At 67.4% G+C, this 19154-nt stretch carries 11 protein-coding genes; 7 read left to right on the forward strand and 4 right to left on the reverse strand.

From position 1 onward, the window contains the following. The first annotated feature begins 20 nt into the window (after positions 1 to 20). Positions 21 to 10469 carry a non-ribosomal peptide synthetase gene (locus tag ON32_RS25615; protein WP_217998117.1) on the forward strand — a complete coding sequence of 3483 codons (10449 nt, stop codon included), beginning with the start codon at positions 21 to 23 and terminating at the stop codon, positions 10467 to 10469. Further along, a complete protein-coding gene (locus ON32_RS25620; protein WP_051133687.1) occupies positions 10466 to 11140 on the forward strand; it encodes a DUF6875 domain-containing protein in 675 nt (224 codons plus the stop codon). Before ON32_RS25615 ends, ON32_RS25620 begins: the two co-directional genes overlap by 4 nt. Positions 11141 to 11256: 116 nt before the next feature. Here ON32_RS25620 and ON32_RS25625 read toward each other — a convergent pair whose 3' ends face one another. Then, positions 11257 to 11829, reverse strand: coding sequence for a TetR/AcrR family transcriptional regulator (locus tag ON32_RS25625; RefSeq protein WP_040793608.1), 573 nt, complete (start codon positions 11827 to 11829; stop codon positions 11257 to 11259). Between the two features lie 71 nt (positions 11830 to 11900). Between ON32_RS25625 and ON32_RS25630 the strand changes: the two genes are divergently transcribed. After that, on the forward strand, positions 11901 to 12476 hold the full coding sequence (locus ON32_RS25630; protein WP_040793609.1) for a dihydrofolate reductase family protein: 576 nt from the start codon (positions 11901 to 11903) through the stop codon (positions 12474 to 12476). Positions 12477 to 12628: 152 nt separating this feature from the next. On the opposite strand, the gene ON32_RS25635 is transcribed toward ON32_RS25630, so the two are convergent. From ON32_RS25635 to ON32_RS25645, 3 genes are all read right to left on the reverse strand, one after another. Further along, positions 12629 to 13267, reverse strand: coding sequence for a putative immunity protein (locus ON32_RS25635; protein WP_217998118.1), 639 nt, complete (start codon positions 13265 to 13267; stop codon positions 12629 to 12631). Between the two features lie 124 nt (positions 13268 to 13391). Then, positions 13392 to 13736, reverse strand: coding sequence for a hypothetical protein (locus ON32_RS25640; RefSeq protein WP_040793665.1), 345 nt, complete (start codon positions 13734 to 13736; stop codon positions 13392 to 13394). A gap of 356 nt (positions 13737 to 14092) precedes the next feature. Next, positions 14093 to 14899, reverse strand: a complete 807-nt coding sequence (locus tag ON32_RS25645) for an LLM class flavin-dependent oxidoreductase (protein WP_040793610.1) — start codon at positions 14897 to 14899, stop codon at positions 14093 to 14095. A 598-nt stretch (positions 14900 to 15497) separates the two neighbouring features. On the opposite strand from ON32_RS25645, the gene ON32_RS30390 reads away from it, so the two are divergent. From ON32_RS30390 to ON32_RS25665, 4 genes are all read left to right on the forward strand, one after another. Then, positions 15498 to 17291, forward strand: a complete 1794-nt coding sequence (locus ON32_RS30390; RefSeq protein ID WP_051133689.1) for a hypothetical protein — start codon at positions 15498 to 15500, stop codon at positions 17289 to 17291. A 29-nt stretch (positions 17292 to 17320) separates the two neighbouring features. Then, positions 17321 to 17833 carry a DnaJ family domain-containing protein gene (locus tag ON32_RS25655; RefSeq protein ID WP_040793611.1) on the forward strand — a complete coding sequence of 171 codons (513 nt, stop codon included), beginning with the start codon at positions 17321 to 17323 and terminating at the stop codon, positions 17831 to 17833. A gap of 57 nt (positions 17834 to 17890) precedes the next feature. Further along, positions 17891 to 18319, forward strand: a complete 429-nt coding sequence (locus ON32_RS25660) for a nuclear transport factor 2 family protein (protein WP_040793667.1) — start codon at positions 17891 to 17893, stop codon at positions 18317 to 18319. A 131-nt stretch (positions 18320 to 18450) separates the two neighbouring features. Further along, the gene (locus ON32_RS25665) at positions 18451 to 18933 is read left to right on the forward strand and encodes a nuclear transport factor 2 family protein (protein ID WP_040793612.1); all 483 of its coding nucleotides are present in this window, start codon (positions 18451 to 18453) and stop codon (positions 18931 to 18933) included. Positions 18934 to 19154 lie beyond the last annotated feature (221 nt).

Genomic DNA, 19154 nt, shown 5'->3' on the forward strand with positions numbered 1-19154 from the left:
ATATGATCCCCTCGGCGATCATGGTGCTCGACCACATCTGTCTCACTTCCACCGGCAAACTCGACCGCAAGGCATTGCCCGAGCCGGTGTTCACCGAGACCACGCCGTTCCGGCCGCCCCGCACCCCACTCGAACACACCATCGCCGAGATATTCGCCGAGGTGCTGCACACCGATACCGTGGGGCTCGACGACTCGTTCTTCACCCTCGGCGGCGACAGCATCATGTCGATTCAGCTGGTCAACCGGGCCAAGGCGGCGGGGGTGGTGTTCACCGCGCGTGATGTGTTCGAGCGCAGGACGGTTGCCGGATTGGCCGAGGTCGCCGCGCTCGACAGCGCCGCGACGACCCCACTTCCGGCGGAACTCCCCGGCGGCGGGGTGGGACGCATCCCGCTCACCCCGATCATCCTCCGGCTGCTCGACCGGGCGGAGTCGGGGTTCGGTCGCTTCTCCCAGGCGGTGCTGCTGGGGCTGCCCCCGGGAATCGACCGGCAACGCCTGGCGGACACGATTCAGGTGGTCCTCGATCGACACGATATGTTGCGCGCGCGGCTGTACCCGGCGGCCGACGGCAGCTGGACGTGGGAAACCCTGCCGGTCGGTTCGATCCGAGCCGATGATGTCGTCCACCGGGTGACGATGGTGGGCAAACCGGGAAGCGCCGAATTCCGCGCATCGGCGGCGGCCGAACTGGACGCCGCCGCGGACCGATTCGATCCGGGCTCCGGAATCGTGGTGCAGGTGGTCTGGTTCGACCCGGCGGACACCGCGGAATCGGGCAGGGCGCTGGTGCTGGTGCACCATACGGCGATCGACGGAGTGTCCTGGCGGGTGCTCATACCGGATCTCGCGGCCACATGGGCGCGAATCGACTCCGGGGAGCCACCGGAACCGGCCCCGGTGGGAACATCGATGCGTCGGTGGGCGCATGGTCTGGTCGAGGCCGCCCAAAGCTCGGAGCGGGCCGCCGAGCTCGCGTTCTGGCAGGCGATGATCTCCGGCGACGACCCGGTGATCGGCTCCCGGTCCCTCGACCCCGCGGTCGACGTGACCGCCACCACCGACACGGTCGAAATCGATATACCCCCCGAGGTGACGGGTGCGCTGTTGACCACCGTGCCCGCGGTATTCCACGGCAGTGTGTCCGACGGGCTGCTGGCCGCCCTGGCGGTGGCGGTGGCGAAGTGGCGACGTGAGCACGGCTCGGATACGGCCGTCGCTGCGACGGATGTGGTGATCGGTCTGGAAGGACACGGCCGTGAAGAGCATGTGCTCCCGGGCGCGGACCTGAGCCGGACGGTGGGCTGGTTCACGACGAGTTTCCCTCTGCGACTGGATCTGTCGGGTGTCGACCTCGACGAGGCGTACGCGGGCGGGCCCGCCCTGGGGGTCGCGGTCAAGTCCGTGAAGGAACAGCTGCTCGCCGTACCGGACCACGGTATCGGCTACGGGATGTTGCGTTATCTCAACGAGGACACCCGGCCGATACTCGAGCACGCGCCGACTCCGCAGATCGGGTTCAACTACTTCGGCCGTATCCCCACCGGGGTTCCCGACGGAACCCGGCCGGTCGGTTGGCTCCCGGTCGGCGCCGGTGAAGATGTCCCGGGTGCCGAGTTCACCGGTGCGCGTGACCCCGAGATGCCGGTATCGGCGGTGCTCGATATCAATGCGCTCGTCCTGGACGACGGCGAGCGGCCGCGACTACGGGCGACCTGTTCGTATCCGACCGGGGTGCTCACCGCCGACCGGGTGCGTGAGGTGGTCGAGTCGTGGCGTCGGGTACTGACCACATTGGCGACGGCGGCCGATCGTATCGGGGGACGAACACCGTCGGATCTGGAGCTGGTGCGGCTCGAACAGTCCGAGATCGAACGACTCGAGGATCGGTATCCGACCCTGAGCGATATCTGGCCGGTGACACCGTTGCAGGAGGGATTGCTGTTCCACGCGCTGTTGGCCGAGGAATCGGTGGACGCCTATGCGGTCCAGTTGGTCCTCGAACTGCGTGGTCGGGTGGACCCGGAACGGCTGCGCCGGGCCGGGCGGACGCTGCTCGACCGGCATGCGAATCTGCGTGCCGCGTTCGTCACCGATATCGGGCCGGTGCAGGTGGTCGTCGACGGGGTGGAGGCGCCGTGGACGGAACTCGATCTGTCCGCCGCGGATGAGCGCGCCCGGGATCATGAGTGGCGTCGCCTGATGGCCGCGGATCGCGCGACCCGGTTCGACCCGTCCCGTGCCCCGCTGCTGCGCTGGATGCTGGTCACCATCGGTCCGGAGCACTACCGCCTGGTGCTGACCAATCATCACCTGCTGCTCGATGGTTGGTCGACACCGCTGCTCGTGCGGGAGTTGTTGGTGTTGTACGCCACCGACGGCGACGCCACGGCACTGCCCCGAATCCGCCCCTACCGGGACTATCTGGGGTGGCTCGCCCGGCAGGACCAGTCCGCATCGCTCGATGTCTGGGCCCGGGTATTCGCCGGCGCCGACGAACCGACCCTGGTGGCCACATCCGATTCCGGTCGCCGCTACACCGAATCCCGCGATGTGCGCGGCGAACTGACCGAAGAGCAGACCGCGGCTCTGACCGAGCTGGCGCGCTCACGCGGAATCACCCTCAACACCGTGATCCAGGTGGCGTGGGCGATCGTATTGGGTGCGTGGACGTCCCGAACGGATGTCACCTTCGGAGCCATGGTTTCCGGCCGGCCGGCGCACCTGACGGGCATCGAAGCGATGATCGGGCTGTTCGTCAACACATTGCCGGTGCGTGTCCGTCTCGACACCGGCGAGAGTGTGGGACAGCTGCTCGACCGGATCCAGGCGGAGCAAACCGCGCTGCTCGAACACCACCATGTGGGCCTGACCGAGATCGAGCGCGTGGCGGGTTCGGCAGCGATGTTCGACACGATGACGGTGTTCGAGTCCTATCCGGTCGACCGTGGCGGGCTGACCGCGGACACCGATATCGCCGGTCTGCGACTGGTCGATGTGACCGGGGTCGACGCCGCGCACTATCCGGTGGGGGTGGTCGCCCACGTCGACACACGACTGCATCTCACCATCAAGTACCTGCCGGAACTCTTCGACCACGCCATGATGGACGCGACCCTGCATCGGGTCCTGCGGGTGCTCGACATCGTCGCCGCCGAACCGGACCGGCCCACGGCCCGGCTGAATCTGCTCTCCCCGGCGGAATACCGTGAGTTGGCTCCGGTCTCGGGTACATCGGCCGCACCGGCGCGGGTGTTGCCGAAGTTGTTGGCCGCGGCCGTGGCGAAGGACCCGAACGCGACCGCCGTGGTGTGCGAGGACCGCCGATGGAGCTACGGCGAACTGGACGCGGAGTCGAACCGGTTGGCCCACATGCTGATACGACGTGGTATGGGACCGGAATCGACCATCGCGGTGGGGTTGGCCCGATCGGTCGAATCGGTGCTCGCGGTGTGGGCGGTGGCGAAGTCGGGGGCGGCATTCCTACCCGTGGACCCGAACTACCCCGCCGATCGGATCGCATACATGCTGAGCGATTCACATGTGACGGTGGGAATCACCTTGTCGCAGTGGTGGGACCGGCTCCCCACATCGGTGCGGTGGCTGGTTCTCGACAAGCCGACGGTGGCGGCGGAGGTAGCGCAATCACCGGCGACGCCGATTACCGACGCGCAGCGCACACTACCGGTACGGGTCGATCAGGCGGCGTATGTGATCTACACCTCCGGGTCGACGGGGACACCGAAGGGTGTGGTGGTACCGCATCGGGGATTGGCGAATCTCAGTACCGACCAACGATCGCGATTCGGCGCCGGACCGGGTGCGCGGGTGCTGCACACCGCGTCCCCGGGTTTCGACGCGGCGGTCCTGGAATATCTGTGGGCGTTCACGACGGGCGCGCAGCTGGTGGTCGCGCCGTCGACCGTTTACGGCGGAATCGAGCTGGCGCAGCTGCTGTCACGGGAGCGGGTGACCCACGCGGCCATGACGCCGGCGGCCTTGACGACGGTCGACCCGACCGGGCTGGAAGACCTGCAGACCGTGGTACTCGGTGGTGAGGCGCCCGCGCCGGAGTTGTTGTCCCGGTGGGCGCGGGATCGGAAACTGGCCAATACCTACGGTCCCGCCGAGGCCACCATTCAGACCAATGCCAGCACCCCGATGACGGCGGGTGCGGCCGTGACGATCGGTAGTCCGATCCGCGGTATCGGTGAGCTCGTACTCGACCCGTGGCTGCGACCGGTGCCGATCGGGGTTGTGGGTGAGTTGTACATCGCGGGCCCGGGTTTGGCTCGTGGCTACCGCAACCGGGTCGGTCCGACGGTCTCCCGGTTCGTCGCCGACCCGTTCGGGAAGCCGGGGCAGCGGATGTACCGGACCGGGGATCTGGTGCGTTGGGTGCGGTCCCCGGCGGGGGACCCGACGCTCGAGTTCGTGGGGCGAGCGGATTTCCAGGTGAAGGTCCGTGGTTTTCGTATCGAGCTCGGTGAGGTGGAATCGGCCCTGCTGGCCTGTGCAGGAGTGATGCGTGCGGCGGCGACCGTGCACCGGGGTACGACCACCGGTGATCGGCTGGTCGGGTATGTGGAGCCCGAGCCCGGTGTCGAACTCGACCCGTCCGCGATACTGACCGCCCTCCGGCAGCGGTTGGCCCCGCATACGGTTCCCGCGACCGTTCTGGTGCTCGACGCGCTACCGGTGACGGTGAACGGCAAACTCGACCGCGCCTCCCTACCCGAACCGGTTTTCTCCCCCCGCTCCGACTCTCGCCCACCGGCCACCGAGGTTGAGACCACACTGGCGAAGCTCTTCGCGGAGGTGCTCGGGCTCGACGAGGTGGGGGCCGACGATTCGTTCTTCGCCCTGGGCGGCGACAGCATCATGGCGATTCAACTGGTCAATCGGGCCAGGGCGGCGGACGTGGTGTTCTCCGTGCGGGATGTCTTCGACCACGGAACCGTCGCCGAGTTGGCCGAAACGGCCGGTCGAGCCGACACCGCGGCGCCCCCCCTGCCGGCGGAACTGCCCGGCGGAGGTGTGGGGCAGGTTCCGGTGACCCCGATCATGTGCTGGATGCTCGAGCGCGGCGGCTTCGACCGTTTCTGCCAGTGGGTGATGCTCACCCTGCCGGCCGGCATCGACGCCGGCGGAATCGCCACCACCGTACAAGCGGTGCTCGATCACCACGATATGTTGCGGGCTCGGCTGTGCCCGAATCCCGGACCCGATGCCGGGTGGTCGTTGCAGGTGCGGCCGACCGCGGTATGCGCCGCCGGGCTCATTCGACGGGCGCCGGTGGACGCGGAACCGGACAGCGACGCCTTCGCCGAGTTCGCCGCCGCCGAGGCGAACTCGGCGGCCGAGCGCCTCGACCCCACCGCGGGCGTCATGGTGCAACTGGTGTGGCTCGACCGGGCCGAACGACCGGGACGGTTGCTGGTCGTCGCGCATCATCTGGTGGTCGACGGTGTGTCGTGGCGGATTCTGGTACCCGACCTCGCGATGGCGTGGGCGCAGGTGTGCGCCGGCCAACGACCGCGACTCGCGCCGGTCGGCACATCCATGCGTCGCTGGGCCCACGCCCTACACACCGCCGCGGAGAAACTCGACGAATGCGACTGGTGGCGTTCCACCCTCGATATCGGCGATCCGCCGATCGGGACCCGTCCGATCGATCCGGCCGTGGATGTGCAGGCCACCGTGGCGACCACCGAGGTGGCACTACCGCCCACGGTGACCCGTGCCGTACTCACCGCTGTGCCCGAGGCATTCCACACCGGTGTGGACGAAACCCTGATCGCGGGGCTGGCGCTGGCGCTGACGCGATGGCGGAAACGCCGTGGCGACACCGGGTCCGAAACACTGCTGACCCTCGAGAGCCACGGCCGTCGCGACACGGTGCTTCCCGGCGCGGACCTGACCCGCACCGTCGGCTGGTTCACCACCACCTATCCGGCGCGGCTCGATCTGTCCGGTATCGAAATCGACGATGCTTTCGCTGCCGGCGCCGCCGCCGGAACGGTGATCAAATCGGTCAAGGAACAGCTCCGCCGAATCCCCGGTCACGGGATCGGTTACGGACTGCTGCGCTATCTCAACGTCGAGACCGCGCGCATACTGCGGGAGCTGCCCACACCCCAGGTGAGTTTCAACTATCTGGGCCGATTCGACACCGTTCCCACGGCATTACGTGAAAGTGGGTGGATGCCCGCGGGCGGCGGAACCGACGGCGGTGGCGTCCAGGACCCCGATGCGGTCGTGGCGTCCCTGCTGGGTGTCAATGCGTTCATCACGGACACCCCGGACGGGCCGATGCTCACCGCCGCCTGGGAGCACCCCACCGGCCCGCTCACCCGCGCCGAGGTCGCCGAACTCGCGCACCTGTGGTGCGATGCGGTGGCCGCGCTGGCCACGTACGCCTCGCGACCCGATACCGGCGGCCTGACCCCCTCCGATCTCGATCTCGTCGCGCTCGATCAGAACACCATCGACCGGATCGAGCACCGGTATCCGGCGCCGGTGGATATCTGGCCGCTCACACCGTTGCAGGCCGGGATGCTGTTCCACGCCCGGCTCGCCGACGGCGCGCCCGAGGCCCATGCGCGCGACGCCTATGTGGTGCAACTGTGCCTGGACCTCGGCGGCCACGTCGACGCGGACCGGCTGCGGCGCGCCGCGCGGGCGCTGCTCGATCGGCACCCGAATCTGCGGGCCGCCTTCGTACCCGACGGTGTGGCCGAAGCGGTCCAGGTGGTGCCCCGGCACGTCGATGTGCCGTTCACTCGGATCGATCTGACCGAATGCGCCGATATCGCCTCCGCTCTCGACGATCTCATGGCGGCCGACCGCCGCGACCGCTTCGACACGACCGTGCCGCCGCTGCTCCGCATGACCTTGATCGGTATCGACGCCCAGCGCTACCGCCTGCTGTTGAGCATGCATCACATCCTGATCGACGGCTGGTCCACCCCGCTGCTGGTCCGGGAACTGCTGACCCTCTACGCCTGCGACAGCGACCCGAAGGTATCCGCGGTGGGGCGCCCCTTCCGTGACTATCTGGTGTGGCTGAAGGCCCAGGATCGGGCGGCGGCGGAAACCGTATGGGCACGGGCATTCGACGGTGTGTCCGAGCCCACCGTCCTGGCATCCGCGGATCGCGCGCGCCGGTACACCACCACCGCCCGCGAAGTGCGGGTGCGGTTGAGCGAAGGGCGCACCGCGGCATTGGTCGACGCGGCCCGCAGACAGGAGGTCACGCTCAACACCATCGTTCAGGCCGCCTGGGCGATCGTATTGGCCAATGCGACCGCCCGCGAGGACGTGGTGTTCGGCACCACTGTGTCCGGACGCCCGGCGCAGGTCGCGGGCATCGAATCGATGATCGGGCTGTTCATCGACACCGTTCCGGTACGGGTCCGGCTGGACCACGGTGAAAGCCTCGCCCACCTGCTGCGCCGCATCCGGGCCGAACAGGCCGTGTTACTCGACCACCACCACCTGGGGCTCGCCCGAATCCAGCAGGTCGCCGGTCCCGGGGCCATGTTCGACACCGTGATGGCGTTCGAGTCCTACCCGATCGACCGGTCCGGGTTGTCCGAGGACACCGATATCGCCGGTATGCGCATCCTCGACGTCCACGGGCGGGACGCCGCACACTATCCGCTCGGGCTGATCGTCCACCACGACACCTGTCTGCACCTGACCTTCAAACATCTGCCCGATCTGCTCGGCCGCTCCACGGTCGACGCCCTCGCCGACCGGGTGCTGCGGGTGCTCGACACCATCATCGACCACATCGACCTGCCCGTGGCCCGCCTCGGGCTGCTCACCCCGGCCGAGCGGGACGCGCTGGTACCCGTACGCGGCCGCCGTGGCACGGCGATATCGGTACTGCCGCGGGTGTTGACGGCCACGCCGCGGCCCGACGCGGAGGCCGTGGTCGGCACCGGCATCCGGCTGTCCTATCGGGAACTCGAGGAAACCTCGAACCGGTGGGCGCGGGTCCTGATCGCAGCCGGAACAGGACCGGAATCGGTGGTGGCCGTGGCATTGCCGCGTTCCGTCGACGCCGTGATCGCCGTATGGGCGATCGCCAAGGCCGGTGGTGCGTTCGTGCAGATCGACCCCACCCGACCCCATGCCCGCAATACGACCGTATTGACGGATTCCGGTGCCGTCGTGGGGCTCACCCACGAGTCGTACCGCGACCGGCTACCGGACACCATCGAATGGCTCGACCTCGATGGCTCCTCCTTCACCACGGCGGCGTCCGCCGCGGCCACGACCACCATCACCGACGCCGAACGAACGGTTCCGCTGCGACCGGAGCATCCGGCCTACCTGATCTACACCTCGGGTTCCACCGGGACCCCCAAAGGGGTGATGGTCACCCACACCGGGGTAGCGAACCTGGCCGCCGAGGCGCGGGAACGGTTCGGCATCACTCCGGATTCCCGGGTTCTGGCCGCCTCCCCACCGACCTTCGACGTCTCGATTCTCGAATGGGTCGGTGCGGCCGCCGCCGGAGCCGCCCTGGTCCTCACTCCCACCCCGGTGGGTGCGGGCACCGAACTGGCGGATCTGGTCGCCGCCGAGCACGTCACCCACGCCGCCCTCACCCCGACCCTGCTCGCCGCGACATACCCCGACGGTCTCCGGACCCTGATCACCGGGGGCGAGCCGTTCCCACCGGAGCTGGCTCGCCGTTGGACGCGTGACCATACGCTGATCAACAGCTACGGGGCCACCGAGACCACGGTGGTGAGCTGTGCCGACGATCCGCTCACCACGGTCACCGACACCCCCATCCCCATGGGCGGTCCCGTTCGGGGATTCACCGTCGTCGTGCTCGATCGCATGCTACGTCCCGTTCCGACCGGAGTGGTCGGCGAACTGTATGTGTCCGGCCCGGGTCTGGCCCGCGGCTACCATCGGCAACCCGGGCTGACGGCCGCCCGGTTCGTTCCCGCCCCGTACGGGCCGGCCGGAACCCGGATGTATCGCACCGGCGACCTGGTCTCCTGGACCGCCAACCACACCCTGCAATACCGGGGGCGCAGCGATCGGCAACTCGAGGTCCAGGGCAACCGCATCGAACCCGGTGAGGTCGAATCCGCGCTGCGCGGCCACCCCGACGTCACCCATGCCGCGGTCACCGTGCACACCGGACCCGTCGGCGCCGACCGGCTCACCGGCTATATCGTCCCCGCGCCGAACACCACGCCCGACACCGCCGCGATAACCACATACCTCGCGAGCCGACTACCCACCCATATGATCCCCACCGCCATCCTGGTTCTGGATCGGCTCCCGCTCACCTCCACCGGGAAACTCGACTATCGGGCCCTGCCCGTGCCGGATCGGCGGCCCGCACGGTTCCGGCCGCCGTCCACCCCATTGGAGCGCGCCGTCTGCGCGGCCTTCACCTACACCCTCCGGCTCGAAAGGACCGGCCTCGACGACGGTTTCTTCGATCTCGGCGGCAATTCCCTGGCCGCCATCCAACTGGTGGCGCGCCTGGAGGAGACAACGGGGGTGAATGTGCCGATCCACTGGGTCTTCACCGACCCGACACCACAATCGCTGGCCCGCCGTATCGAGGCCCGGCAGCGCGGTCTCGAGGAGCAGGGACCCGACGACGCGCTGGCGGTCCGGCTCCCGCTACGCGCCGCGGGTACGGACCCGCCGCTGTTCTGCGTCCACCCGGCCATCGGATTGGCCTGGGGTTTCAGCGGTCTCGTGCAGCACCTCGACCCCGAACGTCCCGTCCACGGACTGCAATCCCCGGCACTGACCGACCCGGACGCGCGGTTCGACACCCTCACCGAACTCGCCGGTCGCTATGTCGCGGAGATCCGGGCCGTCCAACCACACGGCCCGTACCACCTGCTCGGTTACTCGTTGGGCGGCACCATCGCACATGAGATCGCCGTGCAACTCCGCCGCGCGGGTGAGCCCGTCGCCACACTCGCCATGATGGACACTCGTGTGGTCGACGCGCGCGGCGCCCATGTTCCCGTGCCGACCCTCGCGGACGCGCTCACCGAATTCGCCGGTGTTGCCGCACCCCTGATTCCCGCCGACCTCACCGTCGAGGCCGCGACCGAGTTGCTCCACCGGCAGGGCGGACTTTTCACCGCCCTGGCCCCTGAACATCTGGAGACCCTGCATCGCGACTACACCCGGCTCATCGAGCTCACCCGCGAGCATCGCCCGGCGCGTTTCGACGGTGATCTGCTCTACTTCCGGGCCACCGCCGGCGACCCGGACGCCGGTCCCTCTCCGTCCCGAGCATGGAACGAACACATCCTCGGCGCCATCACCGAGCATCGCGTTCCCACCCGACACGAACAGATGACCGACCCCGAGGTGCTCCGCGCAATCGCACTCGCGCTGAACACATATTTCCGCCGCACCCCCATGCTCTCTTCGGGGCACCCCAACTCGACAAGGACAGGCTGCTCATGAATACCGACCGAATCCTCGGAACACGTTCCGGTGTAGAGCCGACCGGTCTTTTCGCTCCGGACTCGGAAACCGAGGCCATCGAACACCCCCGAGCGGCCGAGCTGCGCCGATGGGCTCGCGATTACCTGTGCCGACCCCACCCGGACCTCGGTCGCCCCGGTCCTGTCTGTCCCTACACCAGTCACGCCATCGCGCGTCGGTACCTATGGGCCGCGTTCGTCGACGGTTGTGATATCGGCGTCCAGCGGCTCGAGGATATCGTCGACGATCTGTACGACCTGTTCCCCTCCCTACCGCCGCGGGATCCACCCGATTCGCAGTTCAAAGCCGTCCTCGCCGTCTTTCCCGACCTCACCGACCACGCGGCCATCGACACCGTCCAACGCGACCTGAAAACCAGGTTCGTCGACAAAGGCCTGATGCTCGGCCAGTTCTATCCGGGGTGCACCTATCCCGGGCTGCACAATCCGGCATTCCCGGCGCTCGACGCGCCCTTGCCGATGCTCGCCGTCCGCCATATGGCTCCGACCGACTATCCGTTCCTCACCTCCCGCCCCGAATGGATCGACACCTATCTCCGGATCTTCGCGCCCGCCATCCCCGGGTTCGTCACCACGGTCATGTCCGGCAAACTCGTGCAGCCACTCACCGTTCCGGAAAACGCTTCGTGAGATATTTCCGGGCCCGTTTTCGCAGGGGCGCCCGGGTGTTCGTTCGCCCCTGCGTCGCGGCCCGCCGGAGCAAAGGTCGGTGGCAGGTATCGGGGACAGGACCGCGGAGCCGAGCGTCAGCGGGGGATTACGCGCTCCACCACCGTATGCACCAGCTCCGCCGCTCGCTTCTCGTCGAAGATCTCCGGGAGCGTGAGCCGTTCGAGGATGAGCCAGTTCAGGGCGAGATACAGGATCGTGACGGTGTCCTCGTCGCCCGGCATTCCGTGTTCCAGGTGATTGCGGATATTGAAATCCAGATCGGCGCGCACTCGTTCGGTGAGCAGGGCCTGGAGTTCGGGGCGTCGGGTGGCTTCCAGTCGGAGTTCGAGCAGCGCGAGATAGCCGGTGCGGAAGCGGGTTACGCGGTCCACCACCTCGGCCATGAGTCCGGCGACGGTTTCGCGGGTGCGCGGCCCGTGTAGTTCGGCCATGACCGTCGCGTCGGGGACCAGTCGCTCGTAATAACGGTTTCCCACCTGTACGAGGAGGTCATCGCGGTTGGTGAAGTAGTTGGAGGTAGTCCCGGTGGGCACCCCCGCCTCCTTGTCCACTGCGCGGAAGGTCAGGCCGCGGGCGCCTTCGCGGGCCAGGACCTCGATCGATGCATCCAGTAAGGCCTGTCGACGCTCCGGATTCGTACGAACCACTTGACACCACTCCATCTGTAGTACTACGTTGAAACTACTTCAAGTATAGTACTACAAATAAGGTGGTAAACATGCGAAAGCTGGTCTACTACGTGGGGGTCTCCCTCGACGGTTACATCGCGGGTCCGCAAGGTGAGTTCGATTTCTATCCGGTGAGCGAGGACATGATGGCCTGGGGCCCCGAGTATTACCCGGAGTCCATACCCACCCACCTCCGTGAGCAGGTCGGCATGCCGATCGATACGCCGAACAAGGCCTGGGGCACCGTGGTCATGGGCCGTGGCACCTACGAACCGGCGCTCGCGGCGGGCGTCACCAGTCCGTACGACCACATGAAGCAGTACATCTTCTCGAGCACTCTCGCTCCGGTGGACAATCCACAGGTGACGGTTGTCGACACCGATCCGGCGGAGCTGGTGCGGCAGCTGAAGAAGGAAGAGGGTCTGGACATCTGGCTCTGTGGCGGTGGAAACCTGGCCGCTCAACTCATCGACGAGATCGACCAATTGATCATCAAGAGCTACCCGGTGATCGCGGGCGACGGCATCAGCGCCTTCACCGGCAGGTTCCAACCCACCCGGTTTGCGGTCACCCGACGGCAGGAGTTCGGCAACGGGGCGCAGATCACCTGGTTCGACCGCGTGTGATGCGGCGCGATCCCGCCGGAGATCCGGTTCCCCGGCGTCGTGGACTTTTTCGAAAGGCGGTACCGATATGCGAAAGCAGCACAGCACCTATCACCCCATCCGGGATGACCGGACACGCCTCGTGGTTCGTCCCGCGCCTCCGCGCACGGTCGTCATCTCCAGGAGCGGATGGGCCCGGCACGGTGGTCGCGGCGCGCGATAACGCCCGACCGGTGTTCGGTGATCGGTTGACGACCGGTCGCCGCGCACCGCAACGAGGCGTCCAGTTCCCGCGCCAGCTCGCCCACACGACCATGGCCGGCGGGAGCGTTCGGATAACGCATCAGCACGGCCACCACGACCGGGCCGGCCAGAATCCGGGCCTTCGTCATGTGCTCCGCGCCGACGGTGCGGTCGTCGCCGGCGGCGAGTTCGAAAGACCGGGCCGCGTGTGCGGCCGAACCGAGGATGTGCAGAACCTGGGTCGCTTTCGCGAGGGGGTGGAGAAACGCCGCCCCCGCCGCGGCGGCGGCCGCTCGCGCGGCCTCACTCGCGGCGGCCTGTCCTGTCTCACGCGCTGCTCGGTACGCCCGGTGCGCATCCCACGCGGCGTCTCGAATCGCCTTGGTTCGTTCGGCTCCGTCCGCGAAGGCCCGCGCGGCATCGATCGCGACTCGTGGGCGCTCGTCCTCGGGGCGGGCGGTGTGGAAGATCGTCAAGGCGGGTTCCGCGCAGGCCACGGCATAGCGGGTGACCTCGCGTAGTTCGGCCATATCGAGCTCGATCGTCGGATTCCTGTCGGCCGGGTCCATGGCATTCAACCGTATCGTTGAACCATCGGTTGAATCTCTCCGGTGATACCGGCAGGACAATGCCGCGAAACCTTCAAGACGAGGTGCTGTATGGGCGCGGCGGGTCCGCTGTTGCGCAGCCCGGTTATCGGGCACTCGCGATCGCGTTGTGCGCCCGCGTGGTGAATGCGTCGAGCACATCGATACGAACATCGGGAACCTCGACTCCCATCACCAGACCATCGGTGGTGACGGTGAAATCGAAGGCGAAGAACGAACAGCAGCTCGACTCCCGCGCCGCCAGATCCCGCGCGACCGATTCGGCGACGGGATCCACCACGAGCTCGAGGCGGGTCGGTTCCGGTCGGCGAACACTGCGCGCCGACTCGGCGAAGAAACGGTCGAACTCGCCGATCCGAATCGGCTGTTCCGTGGTGGGCAGGGTACACGTCTCCGGCACCCACCCGGCGCTACCGGCGGAAATCATCATCACACCACGGTAGGCCCGTGCTCCGCTGCCGTCACCGCTCGACAGATTCCGCGATCGCCGCGCGAACGATCCCGCATGTCTGTGACAACGGCCCCGAAACGCAACGGCCCCGAAACACAACAGCCCCGAAACGCAACGGCCCCGAAACGAAGGCAATGGCGAGCGGCAGTGGTATTCGACCGACGATTCGCTCCCCTGGCGCCGCGCGATCCGGAGATACCGTCGGCGCGGCGTCTTCGGGTGCGTCCCGGTGGGAGTCCTGTCCGGACGGGTCCGGCTCCGTCCGGGCTGCTCGATCTCGCGCCGTAACCGACATGGACGACGCCGAGAGGTATGCCGTGTCGCCGGGTTTCGGCTCAGATGGCCCGTTTCACCTTCGCCGCGTATTCGTAGCGGCGTTCCCAATCCGGCCCGTCCGGGGCGATGATCACCCGCTCGACGCCGTTCGCCGCGTACTCGGCCAATTGCTCGGCGGCGCGGGTGGGGTCGTCGGAGAGCGCGGGAGCGACAATCGTGACGGCCGGTGTGGGCCTGCTGTATTCGTCGGCGAAGCGCGTCAGTTCGGCGACCGCGGCCGGCAGGGCATCGGGACCGAGGCCGAGGGCGATCCAACCGTCGGCATAGGCCGCGGCGCGGCGGCGGGCCCGGGGGCCGTCGCCGGCCACGAGCACCGGCGGCATATCGGAGCCCGGTGTCAGGGCGACCTCTGTCCCGTCGGGCAGCGTCGTGGCCCGGCCCGCCACCAGATCCGGTAGGGCTGCGAGCGCCTCATCGGTGTGTCGGCCCCGTTCGGCGAACGATGCGCCCGCAGCGCGCCAACCGATATCGCCGTGGACCGGATTGCCGGTGCCGACTCCGAGCAGCAGCCGGTTACCGGAGACGTATTGGAGAGTCGCGATCTGTTTCGCCGCCCACGCCACCGGGCGCAGCGCGAGCAGCAGTACCCCGTAGCCGACCCGGATGCGGTCGGTCACCGCGGCGGCGGTGGACAGCACGACCGTGCTCTCCAGTATCGGCGCACTGGCCACCAGATGGTCGGTCGACCACACCGAGTCGAGGCCGAAGTTCTCGGCGAGCCGTGCCGCGGCGCGGATATCGCCGAGAATCGGCTGCGCCGGGTCGGGGGTGGAGGTGGGCAGGATGACACCGATATCGAGAGGCAAGACAGTCCTATCGTGTTCAGGCCTATCGTGTTCAGGCCGTTCGTCCATAGGGGATGGGAAGCTCGATAGGGGAAACCGCCGCCGCGGCGAAAAATTCCGAACCGTTCTCTTCGTGGAGGACGGGTGCCACCCCGGCGGCCGTTGGGGGAGAAAGCGATTCGCGAGAAGTTCACTACCGATGAGTAATCTTCGTCGACGATATCCATGCGGATGTGATCTCCGCCCTATTTCCGGTCGGCGCCGAGCGGTCGTGATCATTCCTCGCCGGCAAACACTCCGAATACCCACCACACGACACCGTCGACCGTTCGGCCGAGGTTTTCGGCCACCGCGAGCGCATCCTCGACCTGCTTCCCCGACGACGGCGCGCGGCCGGTCCGTCCGATCCGTCGTGAATACCTCATCGGCACCGGTGATCTGCTGTTTTGTCGTCTCGAAGGGTGTGATCACCGGAGTGGTCGGTCCGATATCGATGTCCTCTTCGGGTACGGTCGCTTTCGGTATTGGGACTACCACTATGCGTCGGCGGGGAAAGCGCGGTACCGTAGCGCCGCGTGATTACCTGTCTGCCGTCGTACCTCCCCGGTCGGGAGTCGAGATGACCATCGAGCAATCCGTCGAGCACCCGGTCGAAGACGATGTCACGCAGCTGGCGCGGCGAGTCGAGAAAGCTCGCCGGCGGCTCGCCTACCAGTTCGACCCCGCCTTGACCGAGGCGTTGTCCGAGGGTGAACTGCAAGCCGAGCGCGAACTGGCCGAACGTATTCGCGAACAGGAACGCGAACAACGTTGGAAGGAGATCCAGGCGGCGGCCTCGGCGGCCGATCGTGCCCGACAGACCACCCAGGAGATCGAGAAGGCCGATATGCGAGATCTGCTGATCGCACGCAAGGCGATCGCCGCACAGCGTCGGGAATCCAGTCCCCATGCCAAACTCGCATCGCTGTACCGGCACCGCGCCTGGTCGCTGCGCGCACTGGCCGGTGTGGTCGGTGCGGGCATGCTGTGGTCGGCGGTCAATGTCCAGCAGAACATCGCGCCCACCGGACCGACCGATCCGCTGTTCTGGTTCAGTTATCTGCTGGAGGCGATGATCAGCGTCTGTCTGGTCATCATCATGATCGGTACCAGCAAGGTCTCCGAATGGGAGGTGCTCGACAGTCGCGGTCAGGTCGTGGCCGCCGAGCTCGCCCTGCTGTCGCTCACCGTCGGGTTGAACACCTACCCCTATATCCAGGCCGGCAACTGGTATGACGTTGCCGTGCACGCGGTCGCTCCGGTGATGATCGGTGTTGCGCTGCTCATCCACGAGGCGGTGAGCTCCCGGTACGGTATGGCCATCGCGCGGGCCACCGAGCAGGTCCGGGATCTGCCCGACCCGGCCGAACAGATCCGCCGCACCCTGCCCCGGGTCGGCTACCACCTGAGCGCGGCGGCCGATGCGGCGCAGGCTCTTCCGGAACAGAGTTACGGGGAGCTCGAGGAGGCCTCCTCGTCGGAATCCGACGAGTACGTCGATATCGTCGACGCGGAGGAGGCCGGTGAGGAGCCCGAAACGGCGGAGTCCGCGAGTTCGGGCGCCGATTCCGCGAGCAAGGAGGCTGCGGCGCCGAGCGGCGGCACGACGCGGAATGCCTTCTCGGGCGCGAACGGTTCGGCGCGGTTCACCGACTCCGCGGGGACCGACGGTCGCTCGACGACATTGTCGTTGGACGACCTGCTGAGTGCCGCCGATGGTGTTTCGTCCACCAAGTCCGCGGCCAAACTCAAGGCCGATGTGCCTCTCGACGAACAGCTCGCGGATTGGTCTCCGCCGCTGAGTGCCACGGATGCCCCGGCGCCGCCGGCGAAGAAGGCCACCTCGGCCAAGTCGACGACCCGCACCACATCGAAGAGCGCCACTGCGCGCAGCGCTTCGTCCGGTGGGTCGACAGCCGCGAAGAAGTCGACCGCCGGTGCGGGAGCGGATGCCTCCGGTGCCGCGGAAGGCACGCCGGCACCCGCCAAGAAGACCGGTCGTTCCGCATCGGCCAAGTCCACTTCGTCCACCGAATCGTCCTCCGCGTCGAAGAAGTCCGGAGGCCGGTCGGGGAAGGCGAGCGCGTCGGAGAATTCGGCCGGGTCCGCCGAATCGGTGGCCGGTTCCGGCGCGGTATCCGAATCGGCCGCCGGCTCGTCGACCCCGGGCGCGAACGGCGCGGAGAACTCGGGGTCCGGTGACGATGGCAGTATCGTCGCCGCCTACCCGCATATCTTCCGACCCAACAGCACCTATGACACCGGTCAGTACCGGGTGGCGGATATGCTGGAACAGGATATCGCCAAGATGCAGGCCGAGCGGGAGCGTCGCCGGGCGCAGGCGGCTCGGAGCGCATCCAAGAGCGGGGCATGAGCGCCACCACCGGGTGAGGGGGTGCGGCAATGACGGAGCGGAAACCACCGGACATCGGTTTCGAGTCCTGGGTGGACCGCAAGATCCGCGAGGCGACCGAACGTGGCGAGTTCGAGAACTTGCGCGGGGCCGGCAAACCCCTCCCCGGTGCGGGTAACCCCTATTACGACGAGGACTGGTGGCTGAAGGAATACCTGCGGCGGGAAGGGGTGGATGGCGAGGCGCTGCTACCCGCGTCGCTGCTGTTGCGTCGTGATGTGGAACGCTTGCCGGAAACGGTGGCCGAGTTGCGGTCCGAACAGCAGGTGCGCGAGGAGGTTTCCGCGCTCAACCATCGGATCGTGGAATGGCTGCGCATGCCGACCGGCCCGCATATCCCCCTCTCCCCGGTGGACGCCGACGAGATCGTTCGACAGTGGCGCCGCCGGCGTGGGCGGGAGCCACGCCTCGCGCCTCCGCCGCCCACCCGGCCGCCGACGCCGACGGGGGAGCCGCCGATGCGGTATTCGTGGTGGCGGCGGCTGCTTCGGCGCGGCGGATGACTTCGTATCGCGCGGTTGGGGATGGCGGACTCGCGCCCGGTGCGCTTGTATGGCGGAATGGATCTACACACACTCGCCGACCGGATCGAGATCACCGATCTGTTCACCCGGTACGCGCATGCCGTCGACAGTCGGGACTGGGACCTCTACCGCACGGTTTTCACTCCGGACGCGCAAATCGATTACAGCGCCGCGGGTGGGCCCAGTGGTGATCTCGAGACGGTGGTGGCGGCCTTGGCCGAGCAGTTGCGGCTGTTCCGCCGCACCCAACATTTCGTCTCCAATATCGATGTGCGGCTCGACGGTGATCGTGCAACGGTGCGGGCGATGTTCTTCAACCCGATGATCGTGTCGGAAGGTAGGCAGTTCACCTGCGGCGGCTGGTACAACCACGATCTGATCCGCACCGCGGACGGTTGGCGGAGCGCCCGTCTGGTGGAGGAGGCGGCCTGGTTCGACGGTCTGGAACAAGCCTTCGCCGAGTAGGTCCGGTCCTGGATTCACCAGGTCCGGTTCGGCGGGGTCCCCGGAACTCCGAAGGGATCGGTGACCGTCCCCGCGCCATAAAATTAGAACATGTTCTTGCCGTGTCGGGGTGTGCGTGCGAGTCTGATCCCATGGACCTCGTGGCACTCGAAACCATCCGCCGCCTCAAGTACCGGTACTTCCGGACCTTGGACCTGAAACAGTGGGACGAATTCGCCGATACCCTCACCGTCGACGTCGACGGGCGTTACGGCACCCATGCGATGGGGGAGCCGCTGATCTTCACCGGCCGCGAGGCGGTCGTCGATTTCATGCGCGGCAACCTCGGCCCGTCCATCGTCTCCACCCATGTGGCCAATCATCCGGAGATCACCGTCGACGGTGACACCGCCACCGGTAGCTGGCTGTTCGAGGACACGGTGATCGCCACCGAATACGGTGTGCTGATCCGTGGCGCCGGGTACTACACCGACCGCTACCGCCGCGATGCCGACGGGGTGTGGCGAATCGCCGCCACCGGTTACCAACGCATCTACGAATCCTCACAGTCCCTGTCGGACACCCCGAGTCATCGGCTGCTGTCGAATATGTGGGCGTCGAGCGAGCAGGTCTGAGCCCCGCGAGATCCTTCGGGAGTCGGGGCGGCGCCCCACCGGTTCGGACAGCTGTCCGAACCATATATCGGACGAGGGTGTCGCCCCGTGCTCGCTTACAGTACGGTCACACCGGTATCCGAAGTGCTGCGGTGCCGGCAAACTGCGGGCAGGGTTCTGCATACCCGCCGAACACGGACGGGTACCGAGAACTCGATATGCCGGGGACCGGGTGATCCGGG

It is taken from the genome of Nocardia paucivorans NBRC 100373 (assembly GCF_000308675.1).
Classification (GTDB): Bacteria; Actinomycetota; Actinomycetes; order Mycobacteriales; family Mycobacteriaceae; genus Nocardia; species Nocardia paucivorans.

Bases quoted from the DNA above. Each gene is read 5' to 3' on its own strand.
- ON32_RS25615 (WP_217998117.1), top strand. From the start codon at position 21: ATGGTGCTCGACCACATCTGTCTCACTTCCACCGGCAAACTCGACCGC.
- ON32_RS25620 (WP_051133687.1), top strand. From the start codon at position 10,466: ATGAATACCGACCGAATCCTCGGAACACGTTCCGGTGTAGAGCCGACC.
- ON32_RS25630 (WP_040793609.1), top strand. From the start codon at position 11,901: ATGCGAAAGCTGGTCTACTACGTGGGGGTCTCCCTCGACGGTTACATC.
- ON32_RS25635 (WP_217998118.1), bottom strand. From the start codon at position 13,267: ATGGACCCGGCCGACAGGAATCCGACGATCGAGCTCGATATGGCCGAA.
- ON32_RS25640 (WP_040793665.1), bottom strand. From the start codon at position 13,736: ATGATGATTTCCGCCGGTAGCGCCGGGTGGGTGCCGGAGACGTGTACC.
- ON32_RS30390 (WP_051133689.1), top strand. From the start codon at position 15,498: ATGACCATCGAGCAATCCGTCGAGCACCCGGTCGAAGACGATGTCACG.
- ON32_RS25655 (WP_040793611.1), top strand. From the start codon at position 17,321: ATGACGGAGCGGAAACCACCGGACATCGGTTTCGAGTCCTGGGTGGAC.
- ON32_RS25660 (WP_040793667.1), top strand. From the start codon at position 17,891: ATGGATCTACACACACTCGCCGACCGGATCGAGATCACCGATCTGTTC.
- ON32_RS25665 (WP_040793612.1), top strand. From the start codon at position 18,451: ATGGACCTCGTGGCACTCGAAACCATCCGCCGCCTCAAGTACCGGTAC.